This window comes from Mycobacterium sp. E1386 (assembly GCF_001672745.1).
Lineage (GTDB): Bacteria > Actinomycetota > Actinomycetes > Mycobacteriales > Mycobacteriaceae > Mycobacterium.
Genome location: NZ_LZKH01000195.1, coordinates 1 through 26,227, shown reverse-complemented (window position 1 = coordinate 26,227; position 26,227 = coordinate 1). Strand labels below are relative to the sequence as shown.

Sequence of the window (26,227 nt, the reverse complement as noted above, 5' to 3'; positions counted from 1 at the left end):
CGCCGCGGTGGCGCCCCCGCACGAGGAGCTGACGTTGGTCACCGGCGCCCCGGCGAACGGCGGCAGCTGCGTGGCGCACCACGAGGGACGCGTGGTGTTCGTCCGCTACGCGTTGCCGGGTGAGCGGGTGCGGGTCCGGGTCACCGCCGACCGTGGATCTTATTGGCACGCCGAGGTTGTCGAGGTGCTCGAGCCTTCGGCCGACCGCGTCGAGTCGCTGTGCCCGATCGCCGGGGTGGATGGCGCCGGGTGCTGTGACTTGGCGTTCGCCGCCCCGGAGGCGGCCCGCGCGATCAAGGCGCAAGTGGTGGCCAATCAACTGGAGCGGCTGGGCGGACACCGCTGGGATGGCGGGGCGGAACCGCTCCCGGGCTCCGGGCCGACGGGTTGGCGCACTCGGGTCCGGCTCGACGTGGGCGCCGACCGCCGCGCCGGGTTTCACCGGTATCACAGCGACGAGCTGGTGACCGACCTGCGCTGCGCGCAATTGCCGGCCGGCATGCTCGACGGGATCGCCGAATCCGAGTGGCCGCCGGCCGCTCAGCTGCACGTCGTCGTGGACGACGACGGTGCCCGCCACGTGGTGCGCACGCTGCGGCAGGGCAAAAAGACCGCGACTAAGGTCGTCGAGGGCAGCTACGAGGCGGTGCAGCGGGTCGACGGCCGCAGCTGGCAGATCCCGGTGACGGCCTTCTGGCAGGCGCACCGCGGCGCGGCCACCGTGTACAGCCGCCTGGTCGCCGACTGGGCGCAGCCGGACACCGGCGCGACCGCATGGGATCTGTACGGCGGCGCCGGCGTTTTCGCCGCGGCGCTCGGGGCCTCGGTCGGGGAGTCCGGTCGGGTGCTGAGCGTCGATACCTCGCGCGCGGCCACGCGCGCCGCCCGGGCCGCGCTGAACGACCTGCCGCAGGTGCAGGTCGTCACCGACTCGGTGCGGCGGGTGCTCAACGCGCAGCGATCCAGCGCCTCAACAGCAGATGTGGCGGTGCTGGATCCGCCGCGTGCGGGGGCCGGGCGCGAAATCGTCGATCTGCTGGCCGCGGCCGGTGTCCCGCGTATAGTGCACATCGGTTGCGAGGCCGCGTCTTTCGCCCGTGACATCGGGCTCTACCTCGGCCGCGGCTACGCCGTCGAGAAGATCAAGGTGTTCGATGCGTTCCCGCTCACGCATCACACCGAATGCGTCGCGCTGCTGACCCGTTAGCGATTAGAGGAAGGGCGCCGCAGCCGATAGACTCCGTCACGGTGTGCCGGGAAGTCTGGTCGGCGATGTCCTTGTCGACCGACCGAGAGGCTTAGGTGCCTACCACCGAAGTGCGGGCCGCGCCCGTCGATGTGTCCAGCGGTAGGGGACCGCGGCCATCGTGACGGAAACTCTTCGCTACGCGCTGATCATTTTGTTCTGCAGCGCAGTCGGTTTGGTCGCGGTCCTGGCGAACCGCCTCACCGAACGGGTGAAGATCCCGGTGCCCCTGCTCGTGCTGGTCGGGGCCGCCGTGGCGGTGCACGCGGTGCCGGCGGTGCAGTCTCCGTCCGAGCCGACCGTCGAGCGGGTGATCACCATCGCGCTGGTGTTGGTGTTGTTCGACGGCGGCATGCATATCGGACCATCGCGGTTCCGCGCGGCGGTCGTCCCGATCCTGTCGTTGGGCGTGGTGGGAACCGCCCTCACCGCCGCTGGGGCGGCGCTGGTGGTGCACTACGCATTCGGGATCGGCTGGTTCCCCGCGGTACTCGTCGCCACGGCGGTGGCCCCTACCGATCCGGCCGTGGTCTTCTCCGTCCTGGGCAAACGCGAGATCAGGGGGCGCAGCAGCACCATCCTCGAGGGCGAGTCCGGCGCCAACGACCCGGTCGGCATCTCCCTGATGTCCAGCCTGATCTTCGCCGGTGGCCTCAGCGCGGCCGGATTCGCCGATGTGGGAACGCAATTCGCTCTCCAGATGGTGGTCGGACTGGCCGTCGGGGTGATCGGCGGCCGGGCCCTGCTCGTCTTCATGCGCCGGGTCGCCCTGCCGAGCGAGGGCCTCTACTCGCTGCGCACGCTGGCGTCGTGCCTGATGCTGTACGGCATCGCCACGCTCGCGCACGGCTCGGGTTTCCTGGCCGTATTCGTCGCCGGCATCGTGATCGGCGACGCCCGCGCGCCGTACAAGCCGGAGATCAAGCGGTTCCACGCCGCCCTGGCCGGTCTGGCCGAAATCGTCGCGTTCGCGTTCCTCGGGCTGACCGTCGACATCAACGTGCTCGCCCATCCGGAGGTGTGGATTCCCGGCGTCGCCCTCGGTGTCGCGCTGACATTGGTGATCCGGCCGCTGGCGGTGGGCTCCTGCCTGGTTCCCGTCCGGCTGCAGCGAAACGAACGCATCTTCATCATGTTCGCCGGGCTCAAGGGCGCGGTGCCGATCCTGCTGGGCGAGTTGCTGCGCGCCGCGCGCGTCCCCGACGCCGAACGCCTCTACGGCATCGTGGTCGTGGTCGTGATCTTCTCGGTGCTGGTGCAGGGCAGCTCGGTGCCCGGCGTCGCGAACCTGCTGCGGCTGCCCATGCGGACCGTGGAGACCCAGCCTTGGGAGATCGGCGTCCGGCTGGCGGACGAACCGCACGGGGCGCATCGCTTCAGCGTTGCGAAGGGGTCCGCCGCGGAGGGCTACACGGTCGAGGGGCTCGGTGACCGGGTCGGCGACATCTGGGTGAGCATCGTGGTTCGCACCACCGGTCTGGTCCCGGTCCGCGGCGACACCAAACTTCAGGCCGGCGACGAGGTCGTCATCCTGGCGGATCCCGAACTCCACGACACCCTGGCCGAGCTGTTCGGACCCGCGTAGGCCGGCTACCTCGGCTCGCTGCTGTTCCTGCGGTGGCTGCGTAGACTATCGGGATGCTGGAACAGATCCGCGGGCCCGCTGATCTGCAACACCTGTCCCAACAGCAGCTGCGCGAACTGGCCGCCGAGATTCGTCAGTTCCTGATCCACAAGGTCGCTGCGACCGGGGGACACCTCGGGCCCAACCTCGGCGTCGTCGAACTGACGCTGGCGCTGCATCGTGTGTTCGACTCGCCGCACGACCCGATCGTCTTCGACACGGGTCACCAGGCATACGTCCACAAGATGCTGACCGGACGCGCGCAGGACTTCGAGAGCCTGCGCAAAAAGGGCGGGCTGTCCGGCTATCCGTCGCGCGCGGAGAGCGAACACGACTGGGTCGAGTCCAGCCACGCCAGCGCGGCGCTGTCCTACGCCGACGGCCTGGCCAAGGCGTTCGAGCTGACCGGCCACCGCAACCGGCACGTGGTCGCCGTGGTCGGCGACGGCGCGCTCACCGGCGGCATGTGCTGGGAGGCGTTGAACAACATCGCGGCGTCGAAGCGGCCGGTGATCATTGTGGTCAACGACAACGGCCGCAGCTACGCACCGACGATCGGCGGCGTCGCCGACCATCTGGCCACTCTGCGGCTGCAGCCGGCCTACGAGCAGGCCCTGGAGAAGGGCCGCGACGCGGTGCGCTCGCTGCCGTTCTTCGGCGAGCTCGCCTACCGGTTCATGCACAGTGTCAAGGCCGGCATCAAGGACTCCCTGTCCCCGCAGCTGTTGTTCACCGACCTCGGCCTGAAGTACGTGGGGCCGGTCGACGGGCACGACGAACGCGCGGTGGAGATGGCGTTGCGCCACGCGCGCGGTTTCGGCCGGCCGGTGATCGTGCACGTCGTCACCCGCAAGGGCATGGGTTTCGGTCCCGCGGAGGACGACGAGGCCGAGCAGATGCATTCCTGCGGCGTGATCGATCCGGTCACCGGCCAGGCCACCAAGGTCGCCGGTCCCGGTTGGACCGCCACCTTCTCCGACGCGCTGATCGGCTACGCGAAAAAGCGCCGCGACATCGTGGCCATCACCGCGGCGATGCCCGGCCCGACGGGGCTGAGCGCCTTCGGGCAACAGTTCCCGGATCGCCTCTTCGACGTCGGCATCGCCGAGCAGCACGCGCTGACGTCGGCGGCCGGCCTGGCGATGGGCGGCATGCACCCGGTGGTGGCCATCTATTCGACGTTCCTCAACCGGGCCTTCGACCAGATCATGATGGACGTGGCGCTGCACAAGCTGCCCGTCACCATGGTGCTCGACCGGGCCGGGATCACGGGTTCGGACGGCGCCAGCCACAACGGCATGTGGGACATGTCGATGCTGGGCATCGTGCCCGGCATGCGGGTCGCCGCGCCCCGCGACGCCACCCGGTTACGCGAGGAACTCGGCGAGGCGCTTGACGTCAATGACGGGCCGACGGCGCTCCGCTTCCCCAAAGGCGATGTGGGCGAAGACATTCCGGCGCTCGAGCGACGCTCGGGTGTGGACGTGCTCGCGCTGCCGGCCGCCGGACTCAACCACGACGTGCTCCTGGTGGGCGTCGGCGCGTTCGTCCCGATGGCGCTCGAGGTCGCCAAGCGGCTGCACAACCAGGGGATCGGCGTGACGGTGATCGACCCGCGTTGGGTGCTGCCGGTGTCCGAGGCTGTCATCGAGCTCGCCGCGCAGCACAAGCTGGTCGTCACGTGCGAGGACAACGGTGTCAACGGCGGCATCGGGTCGGCGGTGTCCGCGGCCCTGCGGCGCGCGGAGATCGACGTGCCGTGCCGCGACGTCGGCCTGCCGCAGCGGTTCTACGAGCACGCCTCGCGGGGAGAGCTGCTGGCCGACCTGGGGCTCACCGATCAGGACGTGGCCCGCCGCATCACGGGGTGGGTCGCCGCGCTGGGTAACGCCGTCACCGAAGCGGAGATCCGCGAGCACCTCGACTAGTCGGTTTCGGCCTCCGGCTCGTCGGGTGGTTGCAACGCCCGAGCGAGCACGGGATCCACCAATTCGCGCTGCCATGACCGGGCCTGCCCGGCCCGCAGAAACGTATCGACGGCCTCCAAAGGGTCGGGGGCGGGCTCCCAGTCCCAGCACAGCCGTCGCACCAGGTCGGGCGAGACCAGGTTCTCGGTGGGGACGTGCACCCGCTCGGACACCTCCGCCAGCGCCGCACGCGCCGCCTCCAGCCGCGCGGCCGCCTCCGGTTTGCGCCTGCTCCACCGCGCCGCCGGCGGCGGCCCGTTCGGCGCTTCGGCATCGACGGGCGGGTTCTTGGTTTGCCGCGCCGCCTCCAGCGCACCCAACCACGTGGCGGCGCTGCGACGCTGATTGCGCCCACCGAACACCGGCAAGGCGGTGAGGTCCTCGATGGTCTTCGGGTCGGCGATAGCGGCCTCGATGATGGCCGAGTCCGGCAAGATGCGTCGCGGCGCGATGTCGCGGCGCTCGGCGATGCGGTCGCGCGTCAACCACAGCTCGCGGACCGCCGCCAGGCCGCGCTGGTCGCGCACCCGATGGATCCCCGACGTCCGCCGCCACCGGTCCCGCCGCGTCGCCGCGCTGGGCTCCTTGGCGCCCGCCACCCGTAGGTAATCGAATTCCTCTGCGGCCCAACCGGTTTTGCGTTGCTCGGCCAGCACGTCGGCGATCGCGGCCCGCAGTTCAATGAGCAGTTCCACATCCAGCGCCGCGTAATTGAGCCATTCGCTCGGCAGCGGGCGTTTGGACCAATCGGCCGCCCCATGCCCCTTGGACAACCCGGACCCGAGCAGCCGCTCCACCATGGTCGCGAGGTTCACCCGCTCGAAGCCGGCCAGCCGCCCCGCGAGCTCGGTGTCGTACAGCGCGGGCGGCCGCAGGCCGACCTCCGCGAGGCAGGGCAGGTCCTGGTCGGCCGAATGCAAGATCCATTCGTCGTCGCTGAGCACCTCGGCAACGGGCCGCAGTGCCTCGAGCGGGTCGGCGCCGTGGCTGACGGGGTCGATGAGCACGGTGCCCGCGCCGGCCCGCCGGATCTGAATCAGGTAGGCCCGGTTCGAGTACCGGAAACCGGACGCCCGCTCGGCGTCCACCGCAAACGGTCCACGACCGCTGTCCAGGAACTCCGCCGCCTCCTGGATCTGGCGGACGGTCACCGAGAGGTCCGGAATCCCTTCGGCCGGGTGCAGCAGGGGCGTCGGCGCGGGTTCGATGTCTTCGGGTGCCGCGCTGCCGGCCCCATGGGCCGCCGGTTCGCACATGTCAGGCGCGTGACCGCGAGCTCAGATCGGTGACGCCCGTCGGCGGGAGACCCGCCGCGTGTTCCAGTACCTCGCAGAAGGCCTCGACATGGACGCCGACCTGCGGCGTGGTCGCCGTCCACGACGCCCGCAGCTCCAACTGGTGGGCGCGCGGCGGCCCCGAGATGTCGCCGTAGCGCACCGAGGTGGTGGCGGTGACCGTGCCGCCGAGGGCGGTGACCTGCTCCATCCGAGACTCCAGCGCGTCGACCAGCCAGCTCCATGCCACCTCCGGCAGCAGGGGGTCGACGGCCTCGCTGGGATCGAGGTCGGCCTGGATGTAGGCGACCAGGCGGATGGTGCCGTCCCACGCGTCGGCGCCTTCCGGGTCGTACAGCAGGATCAGGCGGCCGAAGGCGTCGCCGTCGGATCGCTCGGGCACGATTTCGCGGTCGGGATGCTTGACTTCGGCCCCCAGCGCGTAGCTGTAGGGCGCCAGGCGTTGCGGCGGGCGAATGGGGCCCAGCTCGATTTCCGCTCGGACGGTGACGCCGTTCATCGCCGCTACCGCCTCGCGGAATGGCTCCGGTTCAGCTGAGGTCACTTGGCGCCGCTCCTGTTCATCCCGGCCACTCTGCGTCGGCGCGGCGTACGTCATGAGCGCCGCTCCTCCACATCGCTGCCATCCCCCACAAGCGGGTGGGGGAACCTCCCACTTGAGGGGGCGTGCCCCCACTGCATCGTCGCGGTGCGGGTCACAGCGTCCGACGGTAGACCTATCGGCCGACACGCGGAACCAGGCGCGCCGACCGCTACCAACCCGTTACCCGACCTCATGGGCCGGTATCGCCCCTGCTCAGGAGGCATTTCCGCCGGTAAATCGGGCCGGCCGCTTCTCGCGGTGCGCGGCCAGCCCTTCCTGCACGTCGGGGCCGCTGAAGCTGAGGAATTCCAGGCCGAGCGAGGTCTCGAAGGTGGGTGCGAACATGCGGTACCAGGAGTTGAGGCTGTGCTTGGTCCACCGGATGGCGTTTTGCGCGCCGCGGGCCAGATCCTCGGCGATCTGCGTCGCCGTGGACAGCACGTCATCGTCGTCGACGCAGGTGGACACCAGGCCGATCCGCTCGGCTTCCTCGCCGAGCAGCGTCTCGCAGGTCAGCAGGTAGTACTTGGCCTTGGCCATGCCGACCAGCAGCGGCCAGCAGATCGCGGCGTGATCGCCGGCGGCCACGCCCAGCTTGGTGTGCCCGTCGATGAGCTTCGCGGTGCGGCCCGCCACCGAGACGTCGGCGAGCAGGGCCACCACCAGCCCCGCCCCGACGGCCGGGCCCCGGATCGCCGAGACGACGGGCTTGTCGAAGTTGACCATGTTGAGCACCAGGTCGCGCGCCTCCCGCATGATGCGCATGCGGCCCTCGTAGTCGCCGATGGTTTCGGCGATCAGGTCGAAGCTGCCGCCGGAGGAGAAGGCCTTGCCCTCGCCGCGGACCAGCACGACGCGCACGTCGGGGTCGCGGGCGATCGCCGGCCAGATGTCGGCCAGGTCCCGGTGCATCTGCGGCCCGACCGAATTGAGGCCGGGGGCGTCGAGAACCAGCGTCAGGATGCCGTTGTCGCCGACCTCGCAGCGCAGGCTGGGGAACTCGTCGTAATTCACGGGCGGGTGGCTGACTGGCACGGTCGTCGATATTACGCAGCAGCACCCTCGTGGCAGCATTGAGGACAATGAGTACTCGCCGCGACCTCCCCGAGTCGCCGTATCTGGCCGCCGTCACCGGTGGCAAACCCGGCCGGACCCCGGTGTGGTTCATGCGGCAGGCGGGTCGTTCGCTGCCCGAATACCGGGCGCTGCGGGCCCAGACCGACATGTTGTCGGCCTGCTTCGACGCCGAGCTGGTCTGCGAGATCACCCTGCAGCCGGTGCGCCGGCACGACGTCGACGCGGCGATCTTGTTCTCCGACATCGTGGTGCCGCTGCTCGGCGCCGGCGTCGACCTGGACATCGTCGCGGGTGTCGGGCCGGTGATCGCGTCGCCGGTGCGCACCGCGGCCGACGTCGATGCGATGAAACCCCTTGACCGGCAACGGATTCAGCCGGTGTCCGACGCGGTGACGCTGCTGGTGGCCGCGCTCGGCGACGTCCCGCTGATCGGGTTCGCGGGTGCCCCCTTCACGCTGGCGTCCTATCTGATCGAGGGCGGCCCCAGCCGCCACCACGCCCGCACCAAGGCGATGATGCTGGCCGAACCGGATTGCTGGCATGCGCTGATGGAAAAGCTGACCGACATCACCGTGGGCTTCCTGCGTGCGCAGCTGGAGGCCGGGGTGGACGCGATTCAGGTGTTCGACTCGTGGGCGGGTGCGCTGTCGCTCGCCGACTACCGCACCTACGTGCAACCGCACAGCGCCCGGGTTTTCGGCGCGCTGACGGAGTACGGCGTGCCGATGACGCACTTCGGGGTCGGCACCGCCGAACTCCTGGGGGCCATGTCGACGGTGGGCGCGACGGTGGTGGGCGTGGACTGGCGAACCTCGCTCACCGATGCGGCCGCCCGGGTCACGGCGGGGACCGCGCTGCAGGGCAACCTCGATCCGGTGGTCCTGCTGGCGGGGTGGCCGGCCGTCGAACGCGCCGCCCGGGCCGTGGTCGACGACGGGCGCCGCGCCGTCGACGCGGGCGTGACCGGTCACGTCTTCAACCTCGGCCACGGCGTGCTGCCCGAGACCGACCCCGGTGTGCTGACCGATCTGGTGTCACTGGTCCACTCCCTATGAGCCCGCCTTCGTATTGCGTTGTCGGTGGTGGTATTTCGGGCCTGACGGCGGCATACCGACTGCGCGTGGCGGTGGGTGACGACGCCGCCATCACCCTGTTCGACCCCGGCGACCGGCTGGGCGGAATCTTGCGCACCGACCGGGTCGGCGGGCAGACCATGGACCTGGGTGCCGAGGCGTTCATCCTGCGGCGGCCCGAGATGCCCGCACTGCTGGCCGAGCTCGGCCTGTCGGGGCGCCAACTGGTGTCCACCGGCGCCCGGCCGTTGATCTACAGCCGGCAGACGCTGCACCCGTTGCCCACCGGGACGGTGGTCGGGATTCCGTCGTCGGCCGCCTCCGTGGCTGGGTTGGTCGACGAGGCGACCGTCGCGCGCATCGAAGCCGAACCCGGCCGACCCTTCAGCTGGCAACCCGGCAGCGACTCCGCGACCGCCGAACTCGTGGGCGAGCGGTTCGGCGAGCAGGTCGTGGCCCGGTCGGTGGATCCGCTGCTGAGCGGCGTGTACGCGGGTTCGGCGGCCACCATCGGGCTGCGGGCGGCGGCCCCCGGCGTCGCGGCCGCGCTGGACCGTGGGGCCACCAGCCTGACGGACGCGGTCCGGCAGGCGCTGCCGCCGGCGACCGGGGGACCCGTGTTCGGCGCGCTGGACGGCGGGTACCAGGTGCTGCTCGACGCACTCGTCGAGCGCGGCCGGCCGCACCGGGTTCGGGCCGCGGTGCAACGGCTCGAACCGGCCGGACCGGTGTGGTCGCTGACCGATGACACCGGCGCCCGCTGGCACGCCGACGCGGTGATCCTGGCCGTCCCGGCTCCGCGAGTGGCGCGCCTGCTGGCCGGTGTCGCCCCGAGCAGCGCCGCCGCCGCGGGCCGGATCACCAGCGCATCGTCGGTGGTGGTCGCGCTGGCGGTGCCCGCTGACACGCCGTTCCCGCAGTGTTCCGGTGTGCTCGTCGCCACCGGAGAGCCGTTGCGGAGCAAGGCGATCACGCTCTCGTCGCGCAAATGGGGTGCCCGCGGGGACACGCAGCTGCTCCGGCTGTCGTTCGGTCGCTGCGGCGACGACGTGGCCACCAGCGCCTCGGATGACGAACTGCTCGGCTGGGCGTTGAGCGACCTGGTCGACGTGTTCGACCTGGCCGTCGACCCGGTCGATGCACGCGTGCAGCGCTGGATCGAGGCCATGCCGCAGTACGGGCCCGGCCACGCCGAATTGGCGGCGGAGATCCGCGCGGGCCTGCCGCCGACGCTCGCCGTGACCGGCAGCTACCTCGACGGCATCGGCGTGCCGGCGTGCGTCGGGGCGGCCGGCCGCGCGATCGAGGCCCTCGACGTGGAAGTGGCACGATAGGTTCCATGGCCAAGCTCGACTACGACACCCTCAACGCGACGATCCGCTACCTGATGTTCTCGGTCTTCTCCGTGCGACCGGGCGAGCTCGGGGAAGAGCGCGATGCCGTCATCGATGACGCGTCGCGGTTTTTCAAGCAGCAGGAGGAGCGCGGCGTCGTGGTGCGCGGCCTCTACGACGTGGCGGGCCTGCGGGCCGACGCCGACTTCATGATCTGGACCCACGCCGAAACCATCGAGGCGCTGCAGGCCACCTACGCCGACTTCCGGCGCACCACCGCGCTGGGGCGGGCCTGCTCGCCGGTGTGGAGCAGCGTGGCGCTGCACCGGCCGGCGGAGTTCAACAAGAGCCACATCCCCGCGTTCCTGGCCGGCGAGGAGCCCGGCAACTACATCTGCGTGTATCCGTTCGTGCGGTCCTACGAGTGGTACCTCCTGCCCGACGAGGAGCGGCGCCGTATGCTCGCCGAACACGGCATGGCCGCCCGCGAGTACAAGGACGTCCGCGCCAACACGGTGCCGGCGTTCGCGCTCGGCGACTACGAATGGATCCTCGCCTTCGAGGCCCCCGAACTGCACCGCATCGTCGACTTGATGCGCGAGCTGCGCGCCACCGATGCCCGCCGGCACACCCGCGAGGAGACGCCGTTCTTCACCGGCCCGCGCGTGCCGGTCGAGCAGTTGGTGAACGCGCTGCCATGAGCCAGCCCGACGTCACCGACCCGGCCCGTTTCGAGGAGATGTACCGCGACGAGCGGACGTCGCACGGACTGCCCGCCGCGACGCCGTGGGACATCGGCGGCCCGCAGCCGGTGGTCGAGCGACTGGTCGCGCTGGGCGCGATCAAAGGCGAGGTGCTCGACCCGGGCACCGGGCCGGGCCACCACGCGATCTACTACGCCTCCAAGGGCTACGCCGCCACCGGCATCGACGGGTCGGCAACCGCGCTGGAGCGGGCTCGCGAAAACGCCCGCAGGGCAGGGGTTTCCGTCAACTTCGAGCTGGCCGACGCCACCAAGCTCGAAGGCATGGAAGGGCGGTTCGACACCGTCGTCGACTGCGCCTTCTACCACACCTTCAGCACCGATCCCGAGCTGCAGAGGTCCTATGTGCGGGCGCTGCACCGGGCCACCAAGCCCGGTGCACGGCTGTACATGTTCGAGTTCGGCGAGCATAACGTCAACGGCTTCAAGATGCTGCGGACGTTGTCCGACAAGGCTTTTCGCGATGTGCTTCCCCTCGGCGGCTGGGAGATCACCTACCTCGGCCCGACGACCTACCTGGTCAACATGAGCGTCGAGCAGATCGAGATGATGGCCGCGCGCAATCGCGAAATGGCCGATCAGATCGAGGAGCTGCTGGAGCAGTTTCGCTTGATGGAACCGTGGCTGGTCAACGGCCGGGTGCACGCCCCGTTCTGGGAAGTACACGCCACCAGGGTGGACTAGGCTTCGCCCTGGGCGCCCGCGCTTTCCGCGAGCCCCGCCTTCCACGACACATAAACCTTTGCGACGACACGCCGGAAACCGTCGCAGCGCTTTATGTCTCGTGGATCCATGTGGCGGGCACCGGCGTCTTTCGTTCGTGGATGATGTGTTCGTCGGCAGTGAGGCCGTGCGGCAGGGCAGGCTCAGCCCGTATCAGCTGCGAATCGGGTTTCGTGCGATTTATCCCGACGTGTACCTGGGGGAGCGGGCCACCCAGTCCTTGCGAACCCGCTGCATCGCGGCGTGGCTGTGGTCGGGCAGACGCGCTGTGGTGGCCGGGCTTGCCGCGGCTGCGTTGCACGGCTCGGATTGGATCGACGACGATGAGCCCGTCGAACTGATCTGGGGCAACCAGCATTCGCCGCCGGGCATAGTCACCCGGAATCACCGGATTGAGCCCGACGAAATCACCATCGTCGGGGGTATTCCGGTCACCACATTGGTGAGGACGGCCTACGACGTGGGCAGACAACGTCCCCGGGGCGAGGCGGTGGCGCGGCTCGACGCGCTGATGAGGGCAACCCCGTTCGACGTCGAGGAGGTCCTGCTCCTGGCTAAGCGGTACCCGCGTGCGCGGGGACTGCGGCGGCTGCGTGCGGTGATTCCGGTTGTCGATCCCGGTGCCGCGTCGCCCAAGGAGACGTGGCTCCGTCTTCTGTTGATCGACGCCGGAATGCCGGTACCAGAAAGCCAGATTCCGGTGAACGAAGGCTGGCGCACCGTAGGTGTGCTCGACATGGGTTGGGAGCGGTACAAAGTGGCGGTGGAATACGACGGCGACCACCACCGCACCAACCGCCGGCAATACGCCCGAGACCAGTGGCGGTTACGCAAGCTCGAAGAACTTGGCTGGATCGTCATCCGGGTAATCGCGGAGGACAAGCCGCAAGACGTCGTGAGACGCGTTCGCGGTGCGCTCACCCGTCGCGGATGCCGCGAGATATAAACCCTTGCGATGCCCAGCGGCGTGTCGTCGCAACTGGTTATGTGTCGTGGCGGATAGCCCCCGCGACTAGGCCCCCTTGGGCACCAGGCGCAGCGAGATGGAGTTGATGCAGTAGCGCTGATCGGTCGGAGTCGGGTAGCCCTCGCCGGCGAAGACGTGGCCCAGGTGGCTGTGGCAGTTCGCGCACAGCACCTCGGTGCGCGTCGTGCCCATCGAGTGATCGGGCCGCAGGATCACCGCGTCGGAGTTCGCCGGGTCGAAGAACGACGGCCACCCGCAGTGCGACTCGAACTTCTCTGTGCTGCGGAACAATTCGGCCCCGCAGGCGCGACACTGGTAGACGCCTTCGGTCTTGGTGTCGGTGTACTCACCGGTGAAGGGCCGCTCGGTGCCGGCCTGGCGCAACACGTGAAACTCTTCGGGCGTGAGCTTCTGGCGCCACTCGGCATCGGTCAGCTGCAGCTTGGGGCTAGTCATGCATCCACGCTAGCGCCATCTCGGCGCGCCGTCAGCCACGCCGGATCGATGCCCTCGTCCAGCCGGTTCTCGGCCTTCGCGTCCAGATACCGGAACAACAGCACCGTGAACACCACGATGAGCAGCAGCGACCAGCCGTAGGTGATCTTCAGGTAGTGCAGCGCGCGGCCGTACCTCATCCACCGGTAGATCAGCCAGTCGTCCAGCGCCAAGAAGCCGTAGACCCCGAGCCACGCCGGCCAGTTGCGGATCAGCGAGTTGGTCAACACCACGGTCATCAGGAACGGGAACAGCATCATCGAGTAGTAGCCCTGGGCCAGCGACAGCACCAGCCACGACCACAGCAACAGCACGCCCGACGAGCTGGTGAACCAGAAGAGCGGGTCGCGGGTGCGGTAGTAGCGGTACAGCAGCCACATCGCCCCGATCGCAAGCACCGTGAACAGCAGCCGCAGGAACACGATCAGCCACGTGGGCAGGCCGAAGTACACGCCGTTGCCCTCGATCGAGCTGTTGAAGTAGTCACGCGTGCCCAGGATGTACGGCACCGTCTTGGTGACGAAGTCCATGGGATCGCTCACCAGAGGCCACGCGGCCAGGTTGACGACGACGGGCACCACGATCGCGGGGATCAGCGGCCGCCACTGGCGGTTCAGCAGCGGCAGCAACAGCAGCGGACCGAGCAACGGTTTGAGCGTCAGCGTCAGCCCGATCGCGATGCCGGCCCACCACTGACGGCTGACCCGGCCGTCCAGCAGCCAGCGCAGGAACAGCATCTCCGCCAGCAGCACGCAGCCGTTGATGTTGGTGAACACCAGAGTGCTGGTCACGCTTTCGGTGCAGAACATGGCCAGCAGCAGGGCGGGCGCGGCCACCGAGGACAGGGTGAATTTGAACATCCGCAGCAGCAGGTACCAGGCCAGCAGGATCGCCACGGTGTTGATCAGGACGAACAGATACCGCGACGGCGTGAAGGACAGATACCCGAACGGCGCCATCAGCAGCGTGCCGCCGGGCGGGTACAGGTAGTGCGGGTCGACATAGTCGAAGTGCTCGTTGTAGATGTCCCAGCCGCGCCGGAAGTTCAGCACCGCCCGGTAGACCGGCTTGAAGTCGTCGGTGATGTTGCCGTTGAGGGTGAGGATGATGCTGCGGTGCAGCACCGACATAATCGCCAGGGGCCATAACGCCGAACGCACGATGGTCGCCGTGCTCGGCGGGCCGCTGCGGGGACGAAAGGCGGCCAGGATCCGATCGCGGGAGCCGGCTCGGCTCGATTCAGCTGCCGTCACCAGCGCACCGTACACCGGCGCGTGGCCGGAAAATCAGGCGGGACAGTACGTGTCGGTGCCGGGCAGTTTGCCGCTGTTGACGTAGCCGATCAGCGGTGGGACCGCGCAGCTCGAGTAGATGCTGGCGCCGTGTCCGATGCCCTGCCACATCACCCGCTTGCTGGCCGCGTTGGCGTTGATGACGGTGGCCGCCGTCGCCGCGACCCCGTCGGTGCCGACGATCGGGTCGTGCTGGACGCCCAGCAACAGGACGTCGACCTTCAACGATTTCGGCGGCGCCGGGGGCGAGCCGGTGGGCCAGTGCACGCATTTGACCATGTTGAGCGCCGCGACGGTGCCGAACTCGGGGTACAGCTTGGCCCACGCCACGACCAGTTCGCGCACGCGGTCGGGGGTGGGGCGATTGACGGCGTCGCTGCAAGTGTTGACGAACTGGCCGTCGGAGTCCTCGGTGGCGTCGGCGTGATTGATCAGGTTGGTCAGCTGATTGGTGTCGCCGGAGCGGGCGGCGGCCAGCGCGTTGGCCAGGCTGGTGGTGGAGTTGACGCGGCCGCCCGAGGGAAAGCCCAGCGCGACGGTGATGGCGCTCGCCAGCTGGGCCACCGACGCCCCGGCGGGCCCCTTGCCGGCGCGGGCGTCGGCCAGCAACCCGCTGACGGCGCCCTTGGGGTCGGAACCCAGCGCGCAGTTCACCGCGACGCACTGGGCGGCGAACGCGTCGAGCGCGGCCTGCTGGCCCTTGGCCTGTTGCTCGGCGGCGGCTTCGGCGCTGGCGCCCAACGCAACTGGCGAGTCGAGTATCAGCCGCGCGACCTTGTCGGGCCTCGCCGCGGCGTAGGCCAGCGCCACCTGCGCGCCATTGCCGATCCCGACCAGCGCGACCGCCGGCACGTCCCACAGCGACCGCAGTCGCTCGATGTCCGAGGCTGCGTGGGCGTTGTCGTAGGCGGACGCGCCCGGCGCGATGGCGTCGGTGCAGTTGGTGGTGGCGTTGTTCGCGACGTCCGACAGGTTGGCGACGGGGTCGTCGCCGGTCTGGAACTGCGCCTGGTCGCGCATGATCTGCCGGTCGGAGGTGTCGCGGCAGTCGATCGGGTTCGACATGCCCATGCCGCGACGGTCGACGGCGACGATGGGGTGGGTCTGCAGCACGTCGGTGCCGCCCCTCGACAGCCAGACCGGCAGCTGCGCCGAAGACGGCAGATCGGAGCCGGTGGTGAAGACCAGCGGGCCCGCGTCGCGCGGCGTCTGGCTCGAGCGGGCGCGGACCACGCCGACGCTCACGGTGCCGGTCCCGCCGCCGTTCGGGTCCAGGTCGGCGTCGTAGTTCGCGCAATCCAGCTGGACCCCGGCCGCGGGCGGCACCGCGGCGTCGCCGAACACCCGCGACGTGCAGTCGTGCCAGGGCAGATCGTTCTTCGGCGCGGCGAGCGGCGGTGGGCCGCTGGGTGGCGGTTTGGCGGTGGCCGCACCCTGGGGCCGGGCGCCGGAATTGGTGGCGAAGCGCGGGTCGGCGGCCAGGCCCGGGACGCAGCCGGCGACCACGGTGGTCGCCGCAACCAAGATCGTCGCGAACGTGATCTGCCGACTCATGTCGACCACAGTAGCTAGGCCTTGACGTAGCGGGTGTACAGGTAACCGGCGTCGTCGGTCAAAACGTGGGCACAGCGCATCCGGGTGAGCAGCTGGCTGGGGCCGGTCGCGATGCGCCGGGCCAGCCCACCGACGATGTAGGGCGCGATCGTCAGGCAGAGCTCGTCGAGCATGTCGCGCTGGATCAAGGAATCGAGCAGCATCGGCCCGCCCTCGGTCAGGATGCGGCGCATGCCGCGATCACCGAGGGTCGCCAGCATGACGGCCTCGTCGACCTCGCCCGGATCGCCGCCGGAGCAGTCGATCACTTCGCACACGTCGGCGAGCAGCCTGCGCGCCGGGGCGGCGGCCGCCGCGCAGGTGAGGACCAGCGGCGGTACCTCGGTCTTGGTGAACACCGCCATGTCGCGGTCCAGCCGACCCGACTTGGTGACGATCGCCAGTGGCGGGACTTCGCTCTGCCTGCGGGCCTGCCGTTGCTGGCGCTGGGCGACGCTGAGCTGCGCGCCGGAATAGCCCTCGACCCGCACGGTGCCCGCGCCGACCACGATGACGTCGGCGAGCTCACGCAGCAGGTTGAAGACGAATCGGTCGCCGGGACCGCCCATCGTTCCGCTGCTGCCGCCGGAGGTGGCCCCGCCGTCCACGCTGGTGATGAAATTGGCCCGCACCCATGTCCCCTCGTGTTCGGGGTAGTCGTAGAGCCGGGGGAGTTCTCCGTCGTCGACTTCGCGTACCGATCCGAGCAGCGACAGCGGTGTCTCGGGAAGGGGCATGAGGTCGATTGCAGCACGCCGTTACAGTTTTGGCATGCACGGGTCCTCTTCGGGGCGAGTGACGCACCTGGTGGATCGGCATCCGACGGTCTCACCGGAGCGGTTGATCGCTCAATTGAGGCCGCCCCCAACGTTCGCCGACGTGAGCTTCGCGACGTATCAGCCCGATCCCGCCGAGCCGACGCAGGCCGCCGCCGTCGTGGCGTGCCGGGACTTCTGCCGGCGGGCCGTGGAACGACGCGCGGGCCGGCGAAAGATGCTGGGTCGACGGGCGGTTCTGCCCGGTGTGGGGTTGTACCTGGACGGCGGCTTCGGCGTGGGGAAAACCCACCTGCTCGCGTCGGCCTACTACGAGCTGCCCGGCGACGGGCCGGAGTCGTCAAATCCCAAGGCGTTCGCAACTTTTGGGGAGCTGACGCAGTTGGCCGGGGTGTTCGGTTTCGCCGAATGCGTGGAACTGCTGGCCGAGTACACCGCGGTGTGCATCGACGAGTTCGAGCTGGACGATCCCGGCAACACGACGCTGATCTCGCGGCTGCTCTCGTCACTGGTCGAGCGGGGGGTGTCGGTGGCGGCCACCTCCAATACGCTGCCCGAGCAGCTCGGCGAGGGCCGATTCGCCGCCCAGGACTTCCTGCGGGAGATCAACACGCTGGCAAGCATTTTCACCACCGTACGGATCGAGGGTCCCGACTATCGGCACCGCGGCTTGCCGCCGGCTCCGCAGCCGTTGTCGGACGAAGAGGTGGCCGCGCGTGCCCACCGGGTGGACGGCGCGACGCTCGATGATTTCGACGCGTTGTGCGCGCACCTGGCCACCATGCACCCGTCGCGGTATCTGACCCTCATCGAGGGGGTGACCGCGGTGTTTCTGACGGGCGTGCACGGCATCGATGACCAGAACGTCGCGCTGCGGCTGGTGGCGCTGACCGACCGGCTCTATGACGCCGGCGTCCCGGTCGTGGCCTCGGGCGCGAAGCTGGACACCATCTTCAGCGAGGAGATGCTGGCCGGCGGGTACCGAAAGAAGTATCTGAGGGCCATGTCTCGCCTCCTGGCGCTGACGGCTGGCGTCAGCGAAGCACGCGGGTCATGACGAAGTCGTTCTCGCGCCCGGCGCCGACCTGAAAGGTCCGGGTGCCGCTGACCGTGAAGCCGCTCTTGGCGTAGAACCGTTGTGCGCGTTGGTTTGCCTGATTGACGCCCAGCCACACCCGGCGCACGCCCCATTCGCCGGCCGTGGCCAGCGCGAGGTCCATCAGCGCGGTGGCGACCCCGCTGCCATGGTGCTCGGGTGCAACGTAGATCTTGGACAGCTCGGCTGCGTCACCGTCGCGAATCAGCATGGCGTAACCGATGATTCGGTCGCCGTCCGCCGCGGTCAGGACCGCGCGTTGCGGATCGGACAGGTATTCGGCGAAGCGGTCGGGCGACAGGTGGGCCTCGACGAACGCTGCGATGTTCGCCGGTGCCATCGAGGCGGGGCAGGCCAACGGGAATGTGCGCGCGGCGATATCGGCAAGCTCTTGAACGTCAACGGAGTTCGTTGTTACGACGCGTGTCAGAGGTTCCACTGCGCGAGGTGGTAGCCCGTCTTCTTGTCCAGCAGCACCACGGTGGAGACGGGATCACGGTAGGCGTCCCAATACACTTCGCCGCGCACGATCGCCCCGTTCGGCGCGTTGGTGAGCACGTTGTCCAGGGCGTCGGGCGCATCGGTGGCTCGCGGCTTGTAGGCGTCGGCGAATGGGGTCACGCCGTCGAAGCTGAAGGTCGTCGCCATGACGAACGGATTGGGTACCCGGACGGCGCGGACGACCACGTCGGCACGCTCGACGGTGCTCCCCGGGAAGCCCTTGTAGGTACCTTCGCGCGTGTAGCCGAATCCGGGGGGTGGGTCACAGGGTGACACCCCGGTGACGGTGACGTCGGCGACGTAGGTGCCGGCGTCCACCCGCAGCGTGTCGCCGATGTGGCCGATCGGGGCGTCACCGGCCCAGGCGCGGGGGGCGGAGAGCCCGGCGACGGCGGTGCCGCTTGCCGCGGCGACGAGGAACGCGGACAGGACGACCAGCCAGCGGTGCATCTTCGCCTCCTAGGCACCCTTGGAAGGGACCATCGAATGATCGCACACGCGGTGAGGCGGCGGGGAGGGGTCGGACCGCACCGATCATCCGTCCGCGCGGTCGGTCTTGCCGCCGCCGAGCGATTCGAGCGCCTTGATCAAATCGGCCTCCACGCGGGCCTTGTCGACACCGCATCGGCGCAGTGGCCCTGCGTCGGGGGAGGCTTCCTCCAACTCGAGCAGGGCCAGCAGCAGATGCTCCGTCCCAATGTAGTTGTGGCCCAACCGAAGTGCTTCGCGGAAGGTCAGCTCCAGGGCTTTGCGCGCCGGTCCGCTGAACGGGATGAGGTCCGGGGTTCCGCTGCTGGGCGGGGGCAGGTTGACCGCGGCGCGCAGCACTTCGGTGTCGACCTTTTGCAGGTGCAGCAACACTGTGGCCAGGGCGGCCGGATCATCGAGCAGACCGAGGAGCAGGTGCTCGGGGGTGATCTCGTTGTTGGCCGCCTCGTGCGCGGCGTTCTGGGCCGCCACCACGGCGCCGCGCGCACGCGGGGTGAAGCGGCCGAAGCCCTGCTCAGGGTCCAGGGTGGCGGCCTCGGCGCGTGGGACGAACCGCTTCTGGGCCGCCTGCTTGGTGACGCCCATGCTCTTGCCGATGTCGGTCCACGACGCCCCGGATCGGCGGGCCTGATCGACGAAGTGCCCGATGAGGTGGTCGGCGACCTCGCCCAGGTGCTCCGCGGCCAACACGGCGTCGGCCAGTTGATCCAGCGCGTCGGTGTGAACCGATTTGATGGCGTCGATCAGCTCGTCAAGGCGGACGGGGTAAGCGATGCGGGTCGGGCCGGACATGTCGTCAACGATAGGTTGACGCCAACAGGGCTGTCAACCCGAGGTTGACGATTGTTAAAAATTGTTTCGCCGGCGGCAAACCGCCTGCGGGTCTGGGACGATTTCGAATTTATGAAGCTTGTTCTGACGATTTCGAGTGTTGCGGCCGTGATTGGCTTGGCCGTTCCCGCGCACGCCGATGACACCGACGACGCCTTCCTCGCGTCGCTGAATTCGGCCGGTTTCACCTATAACGACCCGGCGCAGGTTATCCAGGCCGCCCACTACGTGTGCTCGGCGGCCGGCAGCGGCACGGCGATGGCGGATATCGCGAAGGCGATGACATCGAAGGCGGCCGCACTGACCGAGGAGAAGGCGGAGAAATTCACTGCGATCGCGGCCAGCGCCTATTGTCCGGACGCGATCTCGTCGTCCACCCCGACGACCACGACCGCCAGCTCCTGAGCGCACGATTCGCTCTACGAGATGCGGGCCGGCCGCAGCTCTGGAACGATCTGTGAGCCGTGAGGCTATTTCTGATTCTGCTCGGGCTTGCGGCCGCGATCGGCCTGGCCGGTCCCGCGCGCGCCGATGGCAGCGACGACGCCTTCCTCGCCACGGTGCACGCTGCCGGCCTCACCTATTCGGATCCCGAGCAGGCGGTTACCTCCGGCAGGTCGGTGTGCAAGTTGGTGAGCGAAGGCGCGAACCTGGCGGACGTCGTCCGGATGATTCAAATGCTCAATCGCGGGCTTCAGGGCGACGACGCCACCCGGTTCGCCGCGATCGCCGCCAACTCCTATTGCCCCCAGGCGCTCTCGGCGCCCACCGCCGCCTCCTAGGGGTGGGCCCGGCGGTGAATGTGATGCGCTTTTTACATATCCGCCCGCCAACGGCGAGTGAACGAAACCTGTAATCAACAATTCGCCCATACCATTTCGGCGACGGATCGCGGCCGTAGTCGAAAGGAAGCAGGGGTTTGGACTTCCTTCAGCAGCAGTTAGTCGAACCCCTTAGCAACATCCTCAATACGCACGTCTTGATCTATTTGCTGATCGGTGGCGGCATCTATTTCACGGTGCGCACCCGGTTCGTTCAAATCCGCTACTTCGGCCGCATGATTCGCCAGCTCCGTCGGGCGCATCACCACGACGGCGGTATCTCTTCCTTCCAGGCGTTCTGCGTCGGTCTCGCCTCGCGCGTGGGTACCGGAAACATCGCCGGTGTCGCAATCGCGCTGACCGTCGGCGGGCCCGGTGCCGTCTTCTGGATGTGGGTGGTCGCGGCGGTCGGCATGGCCACGGCGGTGATCGAGGCCACCCTGGCCCAGATCTTCAAAGTCCGCTCGGGCGACGGCGCATTCCGCGGCGGTCCCGCGTTCTACATCCAACGCGGGCTGCGGTCACGCGCGGGCGGCGTCGCGTTCGCCATGCTGTTGGTGCTCACCTTCTCCACCGCGTTCAACATGGTGGAGACCAACGCGATCAGCGGTGTCCTGCAATCGTCACACGGCATCGGGGTCGGTTGGACGACAGCCATTTTGGCGGTGCTGGCAGCGCCCGTGCTCTTCGGTGGTGTGCGGCGGGTCGCCCAGTTCGCAGGATCGGTCCTTCCGGTGGTGGCGTTGCTCTACACCGTGCTCGCGCTGGGCATCGTGGCGGTCAACATCACCGAACTGCCTACGGTGATCAAGGAGATCATCGGTGGTGCATTCGGAATCCGGGAAATGGCAGGCGGTTTCGCGGGTGGCGTGCTCGCCGCGATGTTCACCGGGGTCAAGCGCGGCCTGTTCGCCTGCGAGGCAGGGATGGGCAGTTCGCCCAATATCGCCGGTGCCGCAACCGTGGCACATCCGGTGGAGCAGGGGCTGATTCAGTCGCTCGCCGTGTTCGTCGACACGATGGTGATCTGCACGGCGACGGCATTCATCGTGCTGCTCTCGGGTCCCGAAACCTACAACCCGGCCCGCCTGGGAGCGATTGCCGGTGCGAGCCTGACGGAGTCGGCGGTCGCCGCCGATCTCGGATCGTGGACCACGGTGTTGATGACCGCGGTGGTGTTCGTCTTCGCGTTCGCCTCGGTGCTGAGCAATTACGTGGTGGCCGAGGCCAATCTGTTCTATCTGGGTGGCCGGCGCCTGGCGGCCAACGTGCTGAAGGTGGTCACGCTGCTGTCCATCGTCTTCGGGGCCCTGGCCAAGCTCACGTTGGTGTGGGCGCTTGCCGATCTGACGATGGCGGTGATGGCCATCGCGAACCTGCTCACCATCTGCCTGCTGGGGAAGTGGGCGTTCGCCGCGCTCAAGGATTACCACCGGCAGTTCAGGCAAGGCGTCATGCCGGTTTTCATCGCCAGCCAGGCTGGCCTGCCCGGCGTCCTCGACGGCGACATCTGGGAAGCCGCGGAGCGCCGACAGGTCGGAGCGCTGCCCGAATCGTTGACGCTGCGCCGCCCCGCGCTCCGCTTCTCCCGCGCGCCCGCCGCGTAGCCGCGGGGCCGGGGAGAGTTCACCCGCCGTTTGCCCGGCGAGGTGCTATTCCCCAACAGGTCTGCGACAATCGCTGCGTTATGCGATTTCTACTGGTGCTGACGAGCGTCGCCGCAATCGGCCTGGCCGCTCCCGCGTATGCCGACATCGACAACGATCAGGACTTCCTCAAGGACCTGCGAGACGCCGGTCTCACCTACCAGGACGGCGGCAACGCGGTCACCATCGCCAAGTCGGTGTGTGAACTGCTCGATGACGGTCAGTCGTCGGCCGAGATCGTGACGCAACTCCGTAACCAGAATCCGGCTTTTCAGGGTGCCAGCGCCGCCAAGTTCACGTACCTGGCTTCTGCCCATTACTGCCCGAAGTACATCACCGGCGAGGATCGTGGCCCCAAGCCCGAGGGGCAACCCGGCAACTGAGCGTCGGCGTCCAGACCGCGCTCGTCGACCGCCGTTGCGTTGCGCAATACCCTGATTGCTGTGGGCCCCAACCCCGGACCGCTGACCTGGAGCGCCGTGGTTCAGACATGGCGGCTGGACCTTGCCTCCGCGACCGCAATCGTGTTGCTTGCCGGCGGCTACGCGTGGTGCTACCGACGGGCGCGAAAGGCGGAGCAGTCAGTCGGGCCCGCTCAGGCTTGGTGCCTCGCGGCGGGCGCGGTTGTGTGGCTGCTGGCGACCGCAAGCGTGATTGGGGCGTACGCGTACATCCTGTTCTGGGTGCGCGCGCTACAGGTGGTGCTGCTGCTATACGTCGTGCCCTTGTTCATCGCGCAGGGCAAGCCGGTCACGGCTTTGCGCGCTGCGCTGGGCCCCGGGGGCCGTAATCGTATCGATCGTCTGTTGGCGACGCGGTTCGCCCGGATGGTCGCCCACCCCGCAACCACGTCGGTCGCGATGCTGGCCACGCCGTGGCTGCTTTACCTGACGTCCTGGTACACCGCGGCTCTGGAAAGTGAATGGGTGGGTGCGCCTACTCGAATCATGTTGGTGGCCATCGGGTTTGGATACTTCTATGCGCGGCTGCAAGAAGACCCGGTTCCGCGTAGGTATCCCCAATTGATCTCGTTGTTGATCACCGTCGCTGAGGCGCTCGGCGACGGTGTCTTGGGGTTGGTCATCTGGCAGGGCGCATTGATCGGCGCCGTGTATTACGCGGGGCTGCATCGGTCTTGGGGGCCGGATCAGCGGCTCGATCAGACGATCGGCGCGGGTGTTCTGTGGATCCTCGGTGACTTGGTCGGGTGGCCGTTCGTACTGCTTCTGATGCGCGCGTTGTCACGCGACGAGAAGGCGCACGCGGCGCGGGTCGACACCGAGTTGGACACGGCGGAAAGCACCGAGGACAAAAGCGTCGCACCGTCGGGGCTGTGGTGGGAGAACGATCCACAGCTGCGGGAACGATTCCGGCGGGGCTGAACGCGCGCTTTAGGCGGCCCGCGCCGTCCAGGTGAAGTTGTGCATCTCGGGGATCATCGGCGCCAGGGCGGCGGCAACTTGACCGCCGATCCGATCGGCCGCGGCCAGGGGAGTCTCGGGAGAGAGGAAGCCCTCCACCTCGACACGCAGTGTCCGGCCGGTCCACCGGGCCCGGGCGTGCGCGTGCGTGACGCCCGGCACCGTGGCGGCGACCGCCTCGGCCGTCGTGATGATCTCGGGGTCCACGCCATCGAGCAGGCGGTGAGCGATGTCGGCGGTAACCTCCCAGCCGACGTGGCAGATGAAGCCGGTGACGACGATCCCGGCGATCGCGTCGGCCCAGGTCCAGCCGAGTGCCACCCCGATCAGCCCCAGCATCGCCCCGGCCGACGACAACGCGTCCAGCCAGGAGTGCTTGGCGTCGGCCACCATCGTCGCCGAGCGAATCCGCTTGCCCACCACCAACTTGTAGCGGGCCACCAGCTGATTGCCCGCGATCCCCACGATGGCCGCGGCAATGCCCCAGCCCACGTATTCGGTACCGCCGTGCCGGAGCAGCTTGTTGATGCTCTCGTAGGCGGCGACGGCGGCGCTGCCCCAAATCACCAGGGCCACACCGATTCCGGCGAGGTCTTCGGCGCGTTCGTAGCCGTAGGGGTAGCGCTCGGTGGGAAGCTTGCGAGACGCCCGAAAGCCGACGAATACCAGGACGCTGGTGGAGACGTCCGACAGGTTGTGCAACGCGTCGCCGAGCAATGCCACCGAGCCGGACAGCAGTGCGATGGCCAACTCGACGAGCCCGGTCAGCGCCAGGCCGACGGCGCTGACGGCGACAGCCCGGTTGGCCTGCCGGCGCTCGGCCGCATCGTCGGTGAGGGTGTCGAGGGGAAAACTTGCCGCGGGGTCGCGGACGCCGTTGACGAGGTGCATAGGGCAAGCATGCCCGATCGAGGGCCGGCGCCGCACCCGAGCCGGCGCCCTGAAATCACTTGCCTTGATCGAGGCGGGGGGTCTGTTCCTTGGGTGAGCGATTGCGCCTGGGCAGCAGCATGAGCATCACCGGGAACCGCAGCAGCGCGTCGCGGTGCGAGATTTCGAGGAACACGGTCTCTATCTCGAGGTTGCGTATCGGTTGCCGTTCCATCATCAACCGCGTCCGCAAATAGTGCGGGGTCCTCAGCCACTCCACCAAATTCATGCCCGTGACTGTACTCCTCTTACGAAAGTCATTGCAGCGCATGATAATTGGTCGGGGATGTTTCCGGTGCATTGAGCGGCGCATCGCGAGTGCGGGCAGGGGCGTACTTGCCATTGTCCAGTCTCGCCACGGCCGATTGCCAGGAATTCCCCAGGTCTTATCCCCCGTTGGACGACTAAAATTCATAGCGTGAACGCGCAGGCCGAAGGCTAGCGACAATCGCCTTGGTGGACCCCCATTCACCGGAATCGCGATGAGGAAGTCGGCAGCGATATTTGTGGCCGTTGGGGCATTAATGCTCAGCGGGGCCACCGCTCACGCTGACAAGCCCTCGCCGGGTCCGACGCCGCCGCCCGGCACGCCCAAATGCCTGACGTTCGATGGCCCCCAGCTGAACTGGCTGCCCTGCGGGTGGACCACCGATGGGCGGCGATGGACGCCGCCGCCACCACCGCCCGCACCCTGACAACGGGCAGCTAATCCGATTATTCAGCTTCCCATAAGCTGAATTTTCCCTGCGCTTCCTATTCTTCGTATTCCTCCCGCATTGGAGCCGGTCCGGACGGCCTCGTCGCCGGCGTGAGAAAGGAAGTGGATCGATGCCGCTACCTCGTTGGCTTGCGCGACTGGTCGTCCCCGTCGTGGCAGTCGCGGCCTTGTTCGCCAGCGCCGCGATCGCCGTGGCGGATCCCGCCGACGACGCCTACCTCGCGCAACTGCGCGCCGCGGGATTTAGTTGGCCGCCGGACCACGACGCCGCGCTGACGGGGATGGGGCGCCTCATCTGTGACGACATCGGGTGGGGTTGGACCTACGAGCAGATCGCGCAGAATGTGCACGCCGACCTGGATCCGAGGAACGTGACGCTGGGAGACGTCGAGTCCATGGTGAGCATCGCGCATGCGACCTATTGTCCGCTTCAGCGGTGCTGGGCCGCGCACTGCTGATGGCTTCCCCGGCCGGGGTGTGGCCCGGCGGATAAACCCCGAACTCTCTCTCCGAGAAGTAGGTTCACACGGCGCGCCGTTGGCGCCGAAATTCAACTCGCTTAAGGGGCTGGTTCGGGATACCGCCGTCGTCGATGGGCTGGAGTTTCCTTAAGGAATTACGGCTGAGTTCTTACGACATTTCAAATACATAACGTTTGCTGCTGGTGTAGCGTCCCGATCAATTTCATAGGGACGTGGCAGAAAGACCGAGCGATGAAGGCAGCAATCGCGGCAGCGACGGCAGCCGTTTTTGCCCTGGGTCTGCCCACTGCCGCGCCGGCTCACGAGAGTGAGGACCTGGCCGGCGTTGTAAACGCCGTCTTGACCCGCCTTCAAGTTGGGGCCGTTCATGCGGTTGGACTGCGCTTTGACGGTCGCAGTCGTGTCCGCGTGAGCCGGCGCGGCAGTGGGCAGACCCAGGGCAAAAACGGCTGCCGTCGCTGCCGCGATTGCTGCCTTCATCGCT

28 protein-coding genes are annotated in these 26,227 nt (G+C 68.4%); 15 read left to right on the top strand and 13 right to left on the bottom strand.

Annotated elements, in window-relative coordinates:
• Window positions 1–7 precede the first annotated feature (7 nt).
• The 3 genes from A5709_RS19800 to dxs all read left to right on the top strand — a co-directional run bounded on the left by A5709_RS19800 (window position 8) and on the right by dxs (window position 4,798).
• On the top strand, window positions 8–1,207 hold the full coding sequence (locus A5709_RS19800; protein WP_068121845.1) for a class I SAM-dependent RNA methyltransferase: 1,200 nt from the start codon (window positions 8–10) through the stop codon (window positions 1,205–1,207).
• A 160-nt stretch (window positions 1,208–1,367) separates the two neighbouring features.
• The gene (locus tag A5709_RS19795) at window positions 1,368–2,831 is read left to right on the top strand and encodes a cation:proton antiporter (protein WP_068121842.1); all 1,464 of its coding nucleotides are present in this window, start codon (window positions 1,368–1,370) and stop codon (window positions 2,829–2,831) included.
• 53 nt (window positions 2,832–2,884) lie between these two features.
• Window positions 2,885–4,798: a 1-deoxy-D-xylulose-5-phosphate synthase gene (dxs, locus tag A5709_RS19790; RefSeq protein ID WP_067949513.1), complete on the top strand. Its 1,914-nt coding sequence runs from the start codon at window positions 2,885–2,887 to the stop codon at window positions 4,796–4,798.
• Here the strand turns inward: dxs and A5709_RS19785 are convergent.
• The 3 genes from A5709_RS19785 to A5709_RS19775 all read right to left on the bottom strand — a co-directional run bounded on the left by A5709_RS19785 (window position 4,795) and on the right by A5709_RS19775 (window position 7,789).
• Window positions 4,795–6,093 (bottom strand): ribonuclease D, encoded by a 1,299-nt coding sequence (locus A5709_RS19785; RefSeq protein ID WP_068121839.1) that lies wholly within the window; start codon window positions 6,091–6,093, stop codon window positions 4,795–4,797. The two genes, dxs and A5709_RS19785, sit on opposite strands and share 4 nt — an antisense overlap.
• Window position 6,094: 1 nt before the next feature.
• Window positions 6,095–6,730: a DUF3000 domain-containing protein gene (locus tag A5709_RS19780; RefSeq protein WP_082953484.1), complete on the bottom strand. Its 636-nt coding sequence runs from the start codon at window positions 6,728–6,730 to the stop codon at window positions 6,095–6,097.
• 198 nt (window positions 6,731–6,928) lie between these two features.
• Window positions 6,929–7,789 (bottom strand): enoyl-CoA hydratase/isomerase family protein, encoded by an 861-nt coding sequence (locus A5709_RS19775; protein WP_156745004.1) that lies wholly within the window; start codon window positions 7,787–7,789, stop codon window positions 6,929–6,931.
• 8 nt (window positions 7,790–7,797) lie between these two features.
• On the opposite strand from A5709_RS19775, the gene hemE reads away from it, so the two are divergent.
• The 5 genes from hemE to A5709_RS19750 all read left to right on the top strand — a co-directional run bounded on the left by hemE (window position 7,798) and on the right by A5709_RS19750 (window position 12,631).
• Window positions 7,798–8,847, top strand: coding sequence for a uroporphyrinogen decarboxylase (gene hemE / locus A5709_RS19770; RefSeq protein WP_067949520.1), 1,050 nt, complete (start codon window positions 7,798–7,800; stop codon window positions 8,845–8,847).
• Window positions 8,844–10,199: a protoporphyrinogen oxidase gene (locus A5709_RS19765; RefSeq protein WP_068121837.1), complete on the top strand. Its 1,356-nt coding sequence runs from the start codon at window positions 8,844–8,846 to the stop codon at window positions 10,197–10,199. Before hemE ends, A5709_RS19765 begins: the two co-directional genes overlap by 4 nt.
• 5 nt (window positions 10,200–10,204) lie before the next feature.
• Window positions 10,205–10,900 (top strand): hydrogen peroxide-dependent heme synthase, encoded by a 696-nt coding sequence (gene hemQ, locus A5709_RS19760; RefSeq protein ID WP_067789672.1) that lies wholly within the window; start codon window positions 10,205–10,207, stop codon window positions 10,898–10,900.
• Window positions 10,897–11,646, top strand: a complete 750-nt coding sequence (locus tag A5709_RS19755; RefSeq protein WP_067949524.1) for a class I SAM-dependent methyltransferase — start codon at window positions 10,897–10,899, stop codon at window positions 11,644–11,646. The genes hemQ and A5709_RS19755 overlap by 4 nt, the downstream gene beginning before the upstream one ends.
• Window positions 11,647–11,782: 136 nt before the next feature.
• Window positions 11,783–12,631: an endonuclease domain-containing protein gene (locus A5709_RS19750; RefSeq protein WP_068121833.1), complete on the top strand. Its 849-nt coding sequence runs from the start codon at window positions 11,783–11,785 to the stop codon at window positions 12,629–12,631.
• Between the two features lie 66 nt (window positions 12,632–12,697).
• Here A5709_RS19750 and msrB read toward each other — a convergent pair whose 3' ends face one another.
• The 4 genes from msrB to A5709_RS19730 are packed head-to-tail and all read right to left on the bottom strand — an operon-like array spanning window position 12,698 to window position 16,769.
• On the bottom strand, window positions 12,698–13,108 hold the full coding sequence (gene msrB, locus A5709_RS19745; RefSeq protein WP_068121830.1) for a peptide-methionine (R)-S-oxide reductase MsrB: 411 nt from the start codon (window positions 13,106–13,108) through the stop codon (window positions 12,698–12,700).
• A complete protein-coding gene (gene aftC, locus A5709_RS19740; RefSeq protein WP_068121827.1) occupies window positions 13,105–14,415 on the bottom strand; it encodes an arabinofuranan 3-O-arabinosyltransferase in 1,311 nt (436 codons plus the stop codon). Before aftC ends, msrB begins: the two co-directional genes overlap by 4 nt.
• Before the next feature lie 18 nt (window positions 14,416–14,433).
• Entirely contained in the window at window positions 14,434–15,993 is a 1,560-nt protein-coding gene (locus A5709_RS19735; RefSeq protein WP_068121825.1) for an alpha/beta hydrolase, read from the bottom strand.
• A 14-nt stretch (window positions 15,994–16,007) separates the two neighbouring features.
• Window positions 16,008–16,769 (bottom strand): pyrimidine reductase family protein, encoded by a 762-nt coding sequence (locus A5709_RS19730; RefSeq protein ID WP_068121822.1) that lies wholly within the window; start codon window positions 16,767–16,769, stop codon window positions 16,008–16,010.
• Between A5709_RS19730 and zapE the strand changes: the two genes are divergently transcribed.
• Window positions 16,768–17,865, top strand: coding sequence for a cell division protein ZapE (gene zapE / locus A5709_RS19725; protein WP_156768108.1), 1,098 nt, complete (start codon window positions 16,768–16,770; stop codon window positions 17,863–17,865). The two genes, A5709_RS19730 and zapE, sit on opposite strands and share 2 nt — an antisense overlap.
• Here zapE and A5709_RS19720 read toward each other — a convergent pair.
• The 3 genes from A5709_RS19720 to A5709_RS19710 all read right to left on the bottom strand — a co-directional run bounded on the left by A5709_RS19720 (window position 17,843) and on the right by A5709_RS19710 (window position 19,686).
• Window positions 17,843–18,343, bottom strand: a complete 501-nt coding sequence (locus A5709_RS19720; RefSeq protein ID WP_068011680.1) for a GNAT family N-acetyltransferase — start codon at window positions 18,341–18,343, stop codon at window positions 17,843–17,845. The two genes, zapE and A5709_RS19720, sit on opposite strands and share 23 nt — an antisense overlap.
• Window positions 18,331–18,855, bottom strand: coding sequence for a hypothetical protein (locus tag A5709_RS19715; RefSeq protein ID WP_068121815.1), 525 nt, complete (start codon window positions 18,853–18,855; stop codon window positions 18,331–18,333). Before A5709_RS19715 ends, A5709_RS19720 begins: the two co-directional genes overlap by 13 nt.
• Before the next feature lie 84 nt (window positions 18,856–18,939).
• The gene (locus tag A5709_RS19710) at window positions 18,940–19,686 is read right to left on the bottom strand and encodes a Clp protease N-terminal domain-containing protein (protein WP_068121812.1); all 747 of its coding nucleotides are present in this window, start codon (window positions 19,684–19,686) and stop codon (window positions 18,940–18,942) included.
• Between the two features lie 51 nt (window positions 19,687–19,737).
• Here A5709_RS19710 and A5709_RS19705 point away from each other — a divergent pair, with 51 nt between their 5' ends.
• The 5 genes from A5709_RS19705 (at window position 19,738) to A5709_RS19685 (ending at window position 23,574) form a co-directional block, all read left to right on the top strand.
• Complete coding sequence (locus tag A5709_RS19705; RefSeq protein ID WP_231987016.1) at window positions 19,738–20,130, top strand: DUF732 domain-containing protein; 393 nt, start codon at window positions 19,738–19,740, stop codon at window positions 20,128–20,130.
• Between the two features lie 59 nt (window positions 20,131–20,189).
• On the top strand, window positions 20,190–20,507 hold the full coding sequence (locus A5709_RS19700) for a DUF732 domain-containing protein (RefSeq protein WP_067949545.1): 318 nt from the start codon (window positions 20,190–20,192) through the stop codon (window positions 20,505–20,507).
• 137 nt (window positions 20,508–20,644) lie between these two features.
• Entirely contained in the window at window positions 20,645–22,153 is a 1,509-nt protein-coding gene (locus A5709_RS19695; RefSeq protein WP_068011682.1) for a sodium:alanine symporter family protein, read from the top strand.
• Between the two features lie 80 nt (window positions 22,154–22,233).
• Entirely contained in the window at window positions 22,234–22,575 is a 342-nt protein-coding gene (locus A5709_RS19690) for a DUF732 domain-containing protein (protein ID WP_067949552.1), read from the top strand.
• A gap of 60 nt (window positions 22,576–22,635) precedes the next feature.
• Window positions 22,636–23,574 (top strand): cytochrome c oxidase assembly protein, encoded by a 939-nt coding sequence (locus A5709_RS19685; protein ID WP_068121809.1) that lies wholly within the window; start codon window positions 22,636–22,638, stop codon window positions 23,572–23,574.
• 9 nt (window positions 23,575–23,583) lie between these two features.
• Here A5709_RS19685 and A5709_RS19680 read toward each other — a convergent pair whose 3' ends face one another.
• Together A5709_RS19680 and A5709_RS19675 are read right to left on the bottom strand one after the other, a co-directional pair.
• Entirely contained in the window at window positions 23,584–24,504 is a 921-nt protein-coding gene (locus tag A5709_RS19680; RefSeq protein WP_068121806.1) for a cation diffusion facilitator family transporter, read from the bottom strand.
• Between the two features lie 55 nt (window positions 24,505–24,559).
• The gene (locus A5709_RS19675; protein ID WP_068121803.1) at window positions 24,560–24,772 is read right to left on the bottom strand and encodes a hypothetical protein; all 213 of its coding nucleotides are present in this window, start codon (window positions 24,770–24,772) and stop codon (window positions 24,560–24,562) included.
• A gap of 599 nt (window positions 24,773–25,371) precedes the next feature.
• Between A5709_RS19675 and A5709_RS19670 the strand changes: the two genes are divergently transcribed.
• The gene (locus A5709_RS19670) at window positions 25,372–25,719 is read left to right on the top strand and encodes a DUF732 domain-containing protein (RefSeq protein ID WP_067949561.1); all 348 of its coding nucleotides are present in this window, start codon (window positions 25,372–25,374) and stop codon (window positions 25,717–25,719) included.
• A 150-nt stretch (window positions 25,720–25,869) separates the two neighbouring features.
• Here A5709_RS19670 and A5709_RS28940 read toward each other — a convergent pair.
• Window positions 25,870–26,227 (bottom strand): hypothetical protein (locus A5709_RS28940; RefSeq protein ID WP_231987015.1); only part of this gene is annotated, 358 nt, incomplete at its 5' end.

Coding starts and splice junctions, on each gene's coding strand:
- dxs (WP_067949513.1), top strand. CDS start 2,885: ATGCTGGAACAGATCCGCGGGCCCGCTGATCTGCAACACCTGTCCCAA.
- A5709_RS19785 (WP_068121839.1), bottom strand. CDS start 6,093: ATGTGCGAACCGGCGGCCCATGGGGCCGGCAGCGCGGCACCCGAAGAC.
- A5709_RS19780 (WP_082953484.1), bottom strand. CDS start 6,730: ATGACGTACGCCGCGCCGACGCAGAGTGGCCGGGATGAACAGGAGCGG.
- A5709_RS19775 (WP_156745004.1), bottom strand. CDS start 7,789: ATGCTGCCACGAGGGTGCTGCTGCGTAATATCGACGACCGTGCCAGTC.
- hemE (WP_067949520.1), top strand. CDS start 7,798: ATGAGTACTCGCCGCGACCTCCCCGAGTCGCCGTATCTGGCCGCCGTC.
- A5709_RS19765 (WP_068121837.1), top strand. CDS start 8,844: ATGAGCCCGCCTTCGTATTGCGTTGTCGGTGGTGGTATTTCGGGCCTG.
- hemQ (WP_067789672.1), top strand. CDS start 10,205: ATGGCCAAGCTCGACTACGACACCCTCAACGCGACGATCCGCTACCTG.
- A5709_RS19755 (WP_067949524.1), top strand. CDS start 10,897: ATGAGCCAGCCCGACGTCACCGACCCGGCCCGTTTCGAGGAGATGTAC.
- msrB (WP_068121830.1), bottom strand. CDS start 13,108: ATGACTAGCCCCAAGCTGCAGCTGACCGATGCCGAGTGGCGCCAGAAG.
- A5709_RS19735 (WP_068121825.1), bottom strand. CDS start 15,993: ATGAGTCGGCAGATCACGTTCGCGACGATCTTGGTTGCGGCGACCACC.
- zapE (WP_156768108.1), top strand. CDS start 16,768: ATGAGGTCGATTGCAGCACGCCGTTACAGTTTTGGCATGCACGGGTCC.
- A5709_RS19730 (WP_068121822.1), bottom strand. CDS start 16,769: ATGCCCCTTCCCGAGACACCGCTGTCGCTGCTCGGATCGGTACGCGAA.
- A5709_RS19715 (WP_068121815.1), bottom strand. CDS start 18,855: ATGCACCGCTGGCTGGTCGTCCTGTCCGCGTTCCTCGTCGCCGCGGCA.
- A5709_RS19710 (WP_068121812.1), bottom strand. CDS start 19,686: ATGTCCGGCCCGACCCGCATCGCTTACCCCGTCCGCCTTGACGAGCTG.
- A5709_RS19690 (WP_067949552.1), top strand. CDS start 22,234: ATGCGATTTCTACTGGTGCTGACGAGCGTCGCCGCAATCGGCCTGGCC.
- A5709_RS19680 (WP_068121806.1), bottom strand. CDS start 24,504: ATGCACCTCGTCAACGGCGTCCGCGACCCCGCGGCAAGTTTTCCCCTC.
- A5709_RS19675 (WP_068121803.1), bottom strand. CDS start 24,772: ATGAATTTGGTGGAGTGGCTGAGGACCCCGCACTATTTGCGGACGCGG.
- A5709_RS19670 (WP_067949561.1), top strand. CDS start 25,372: ATGCCGCTACCTCGTTGGCTTGCGCGACTGGTCGTCCCCGTCGTGGCA.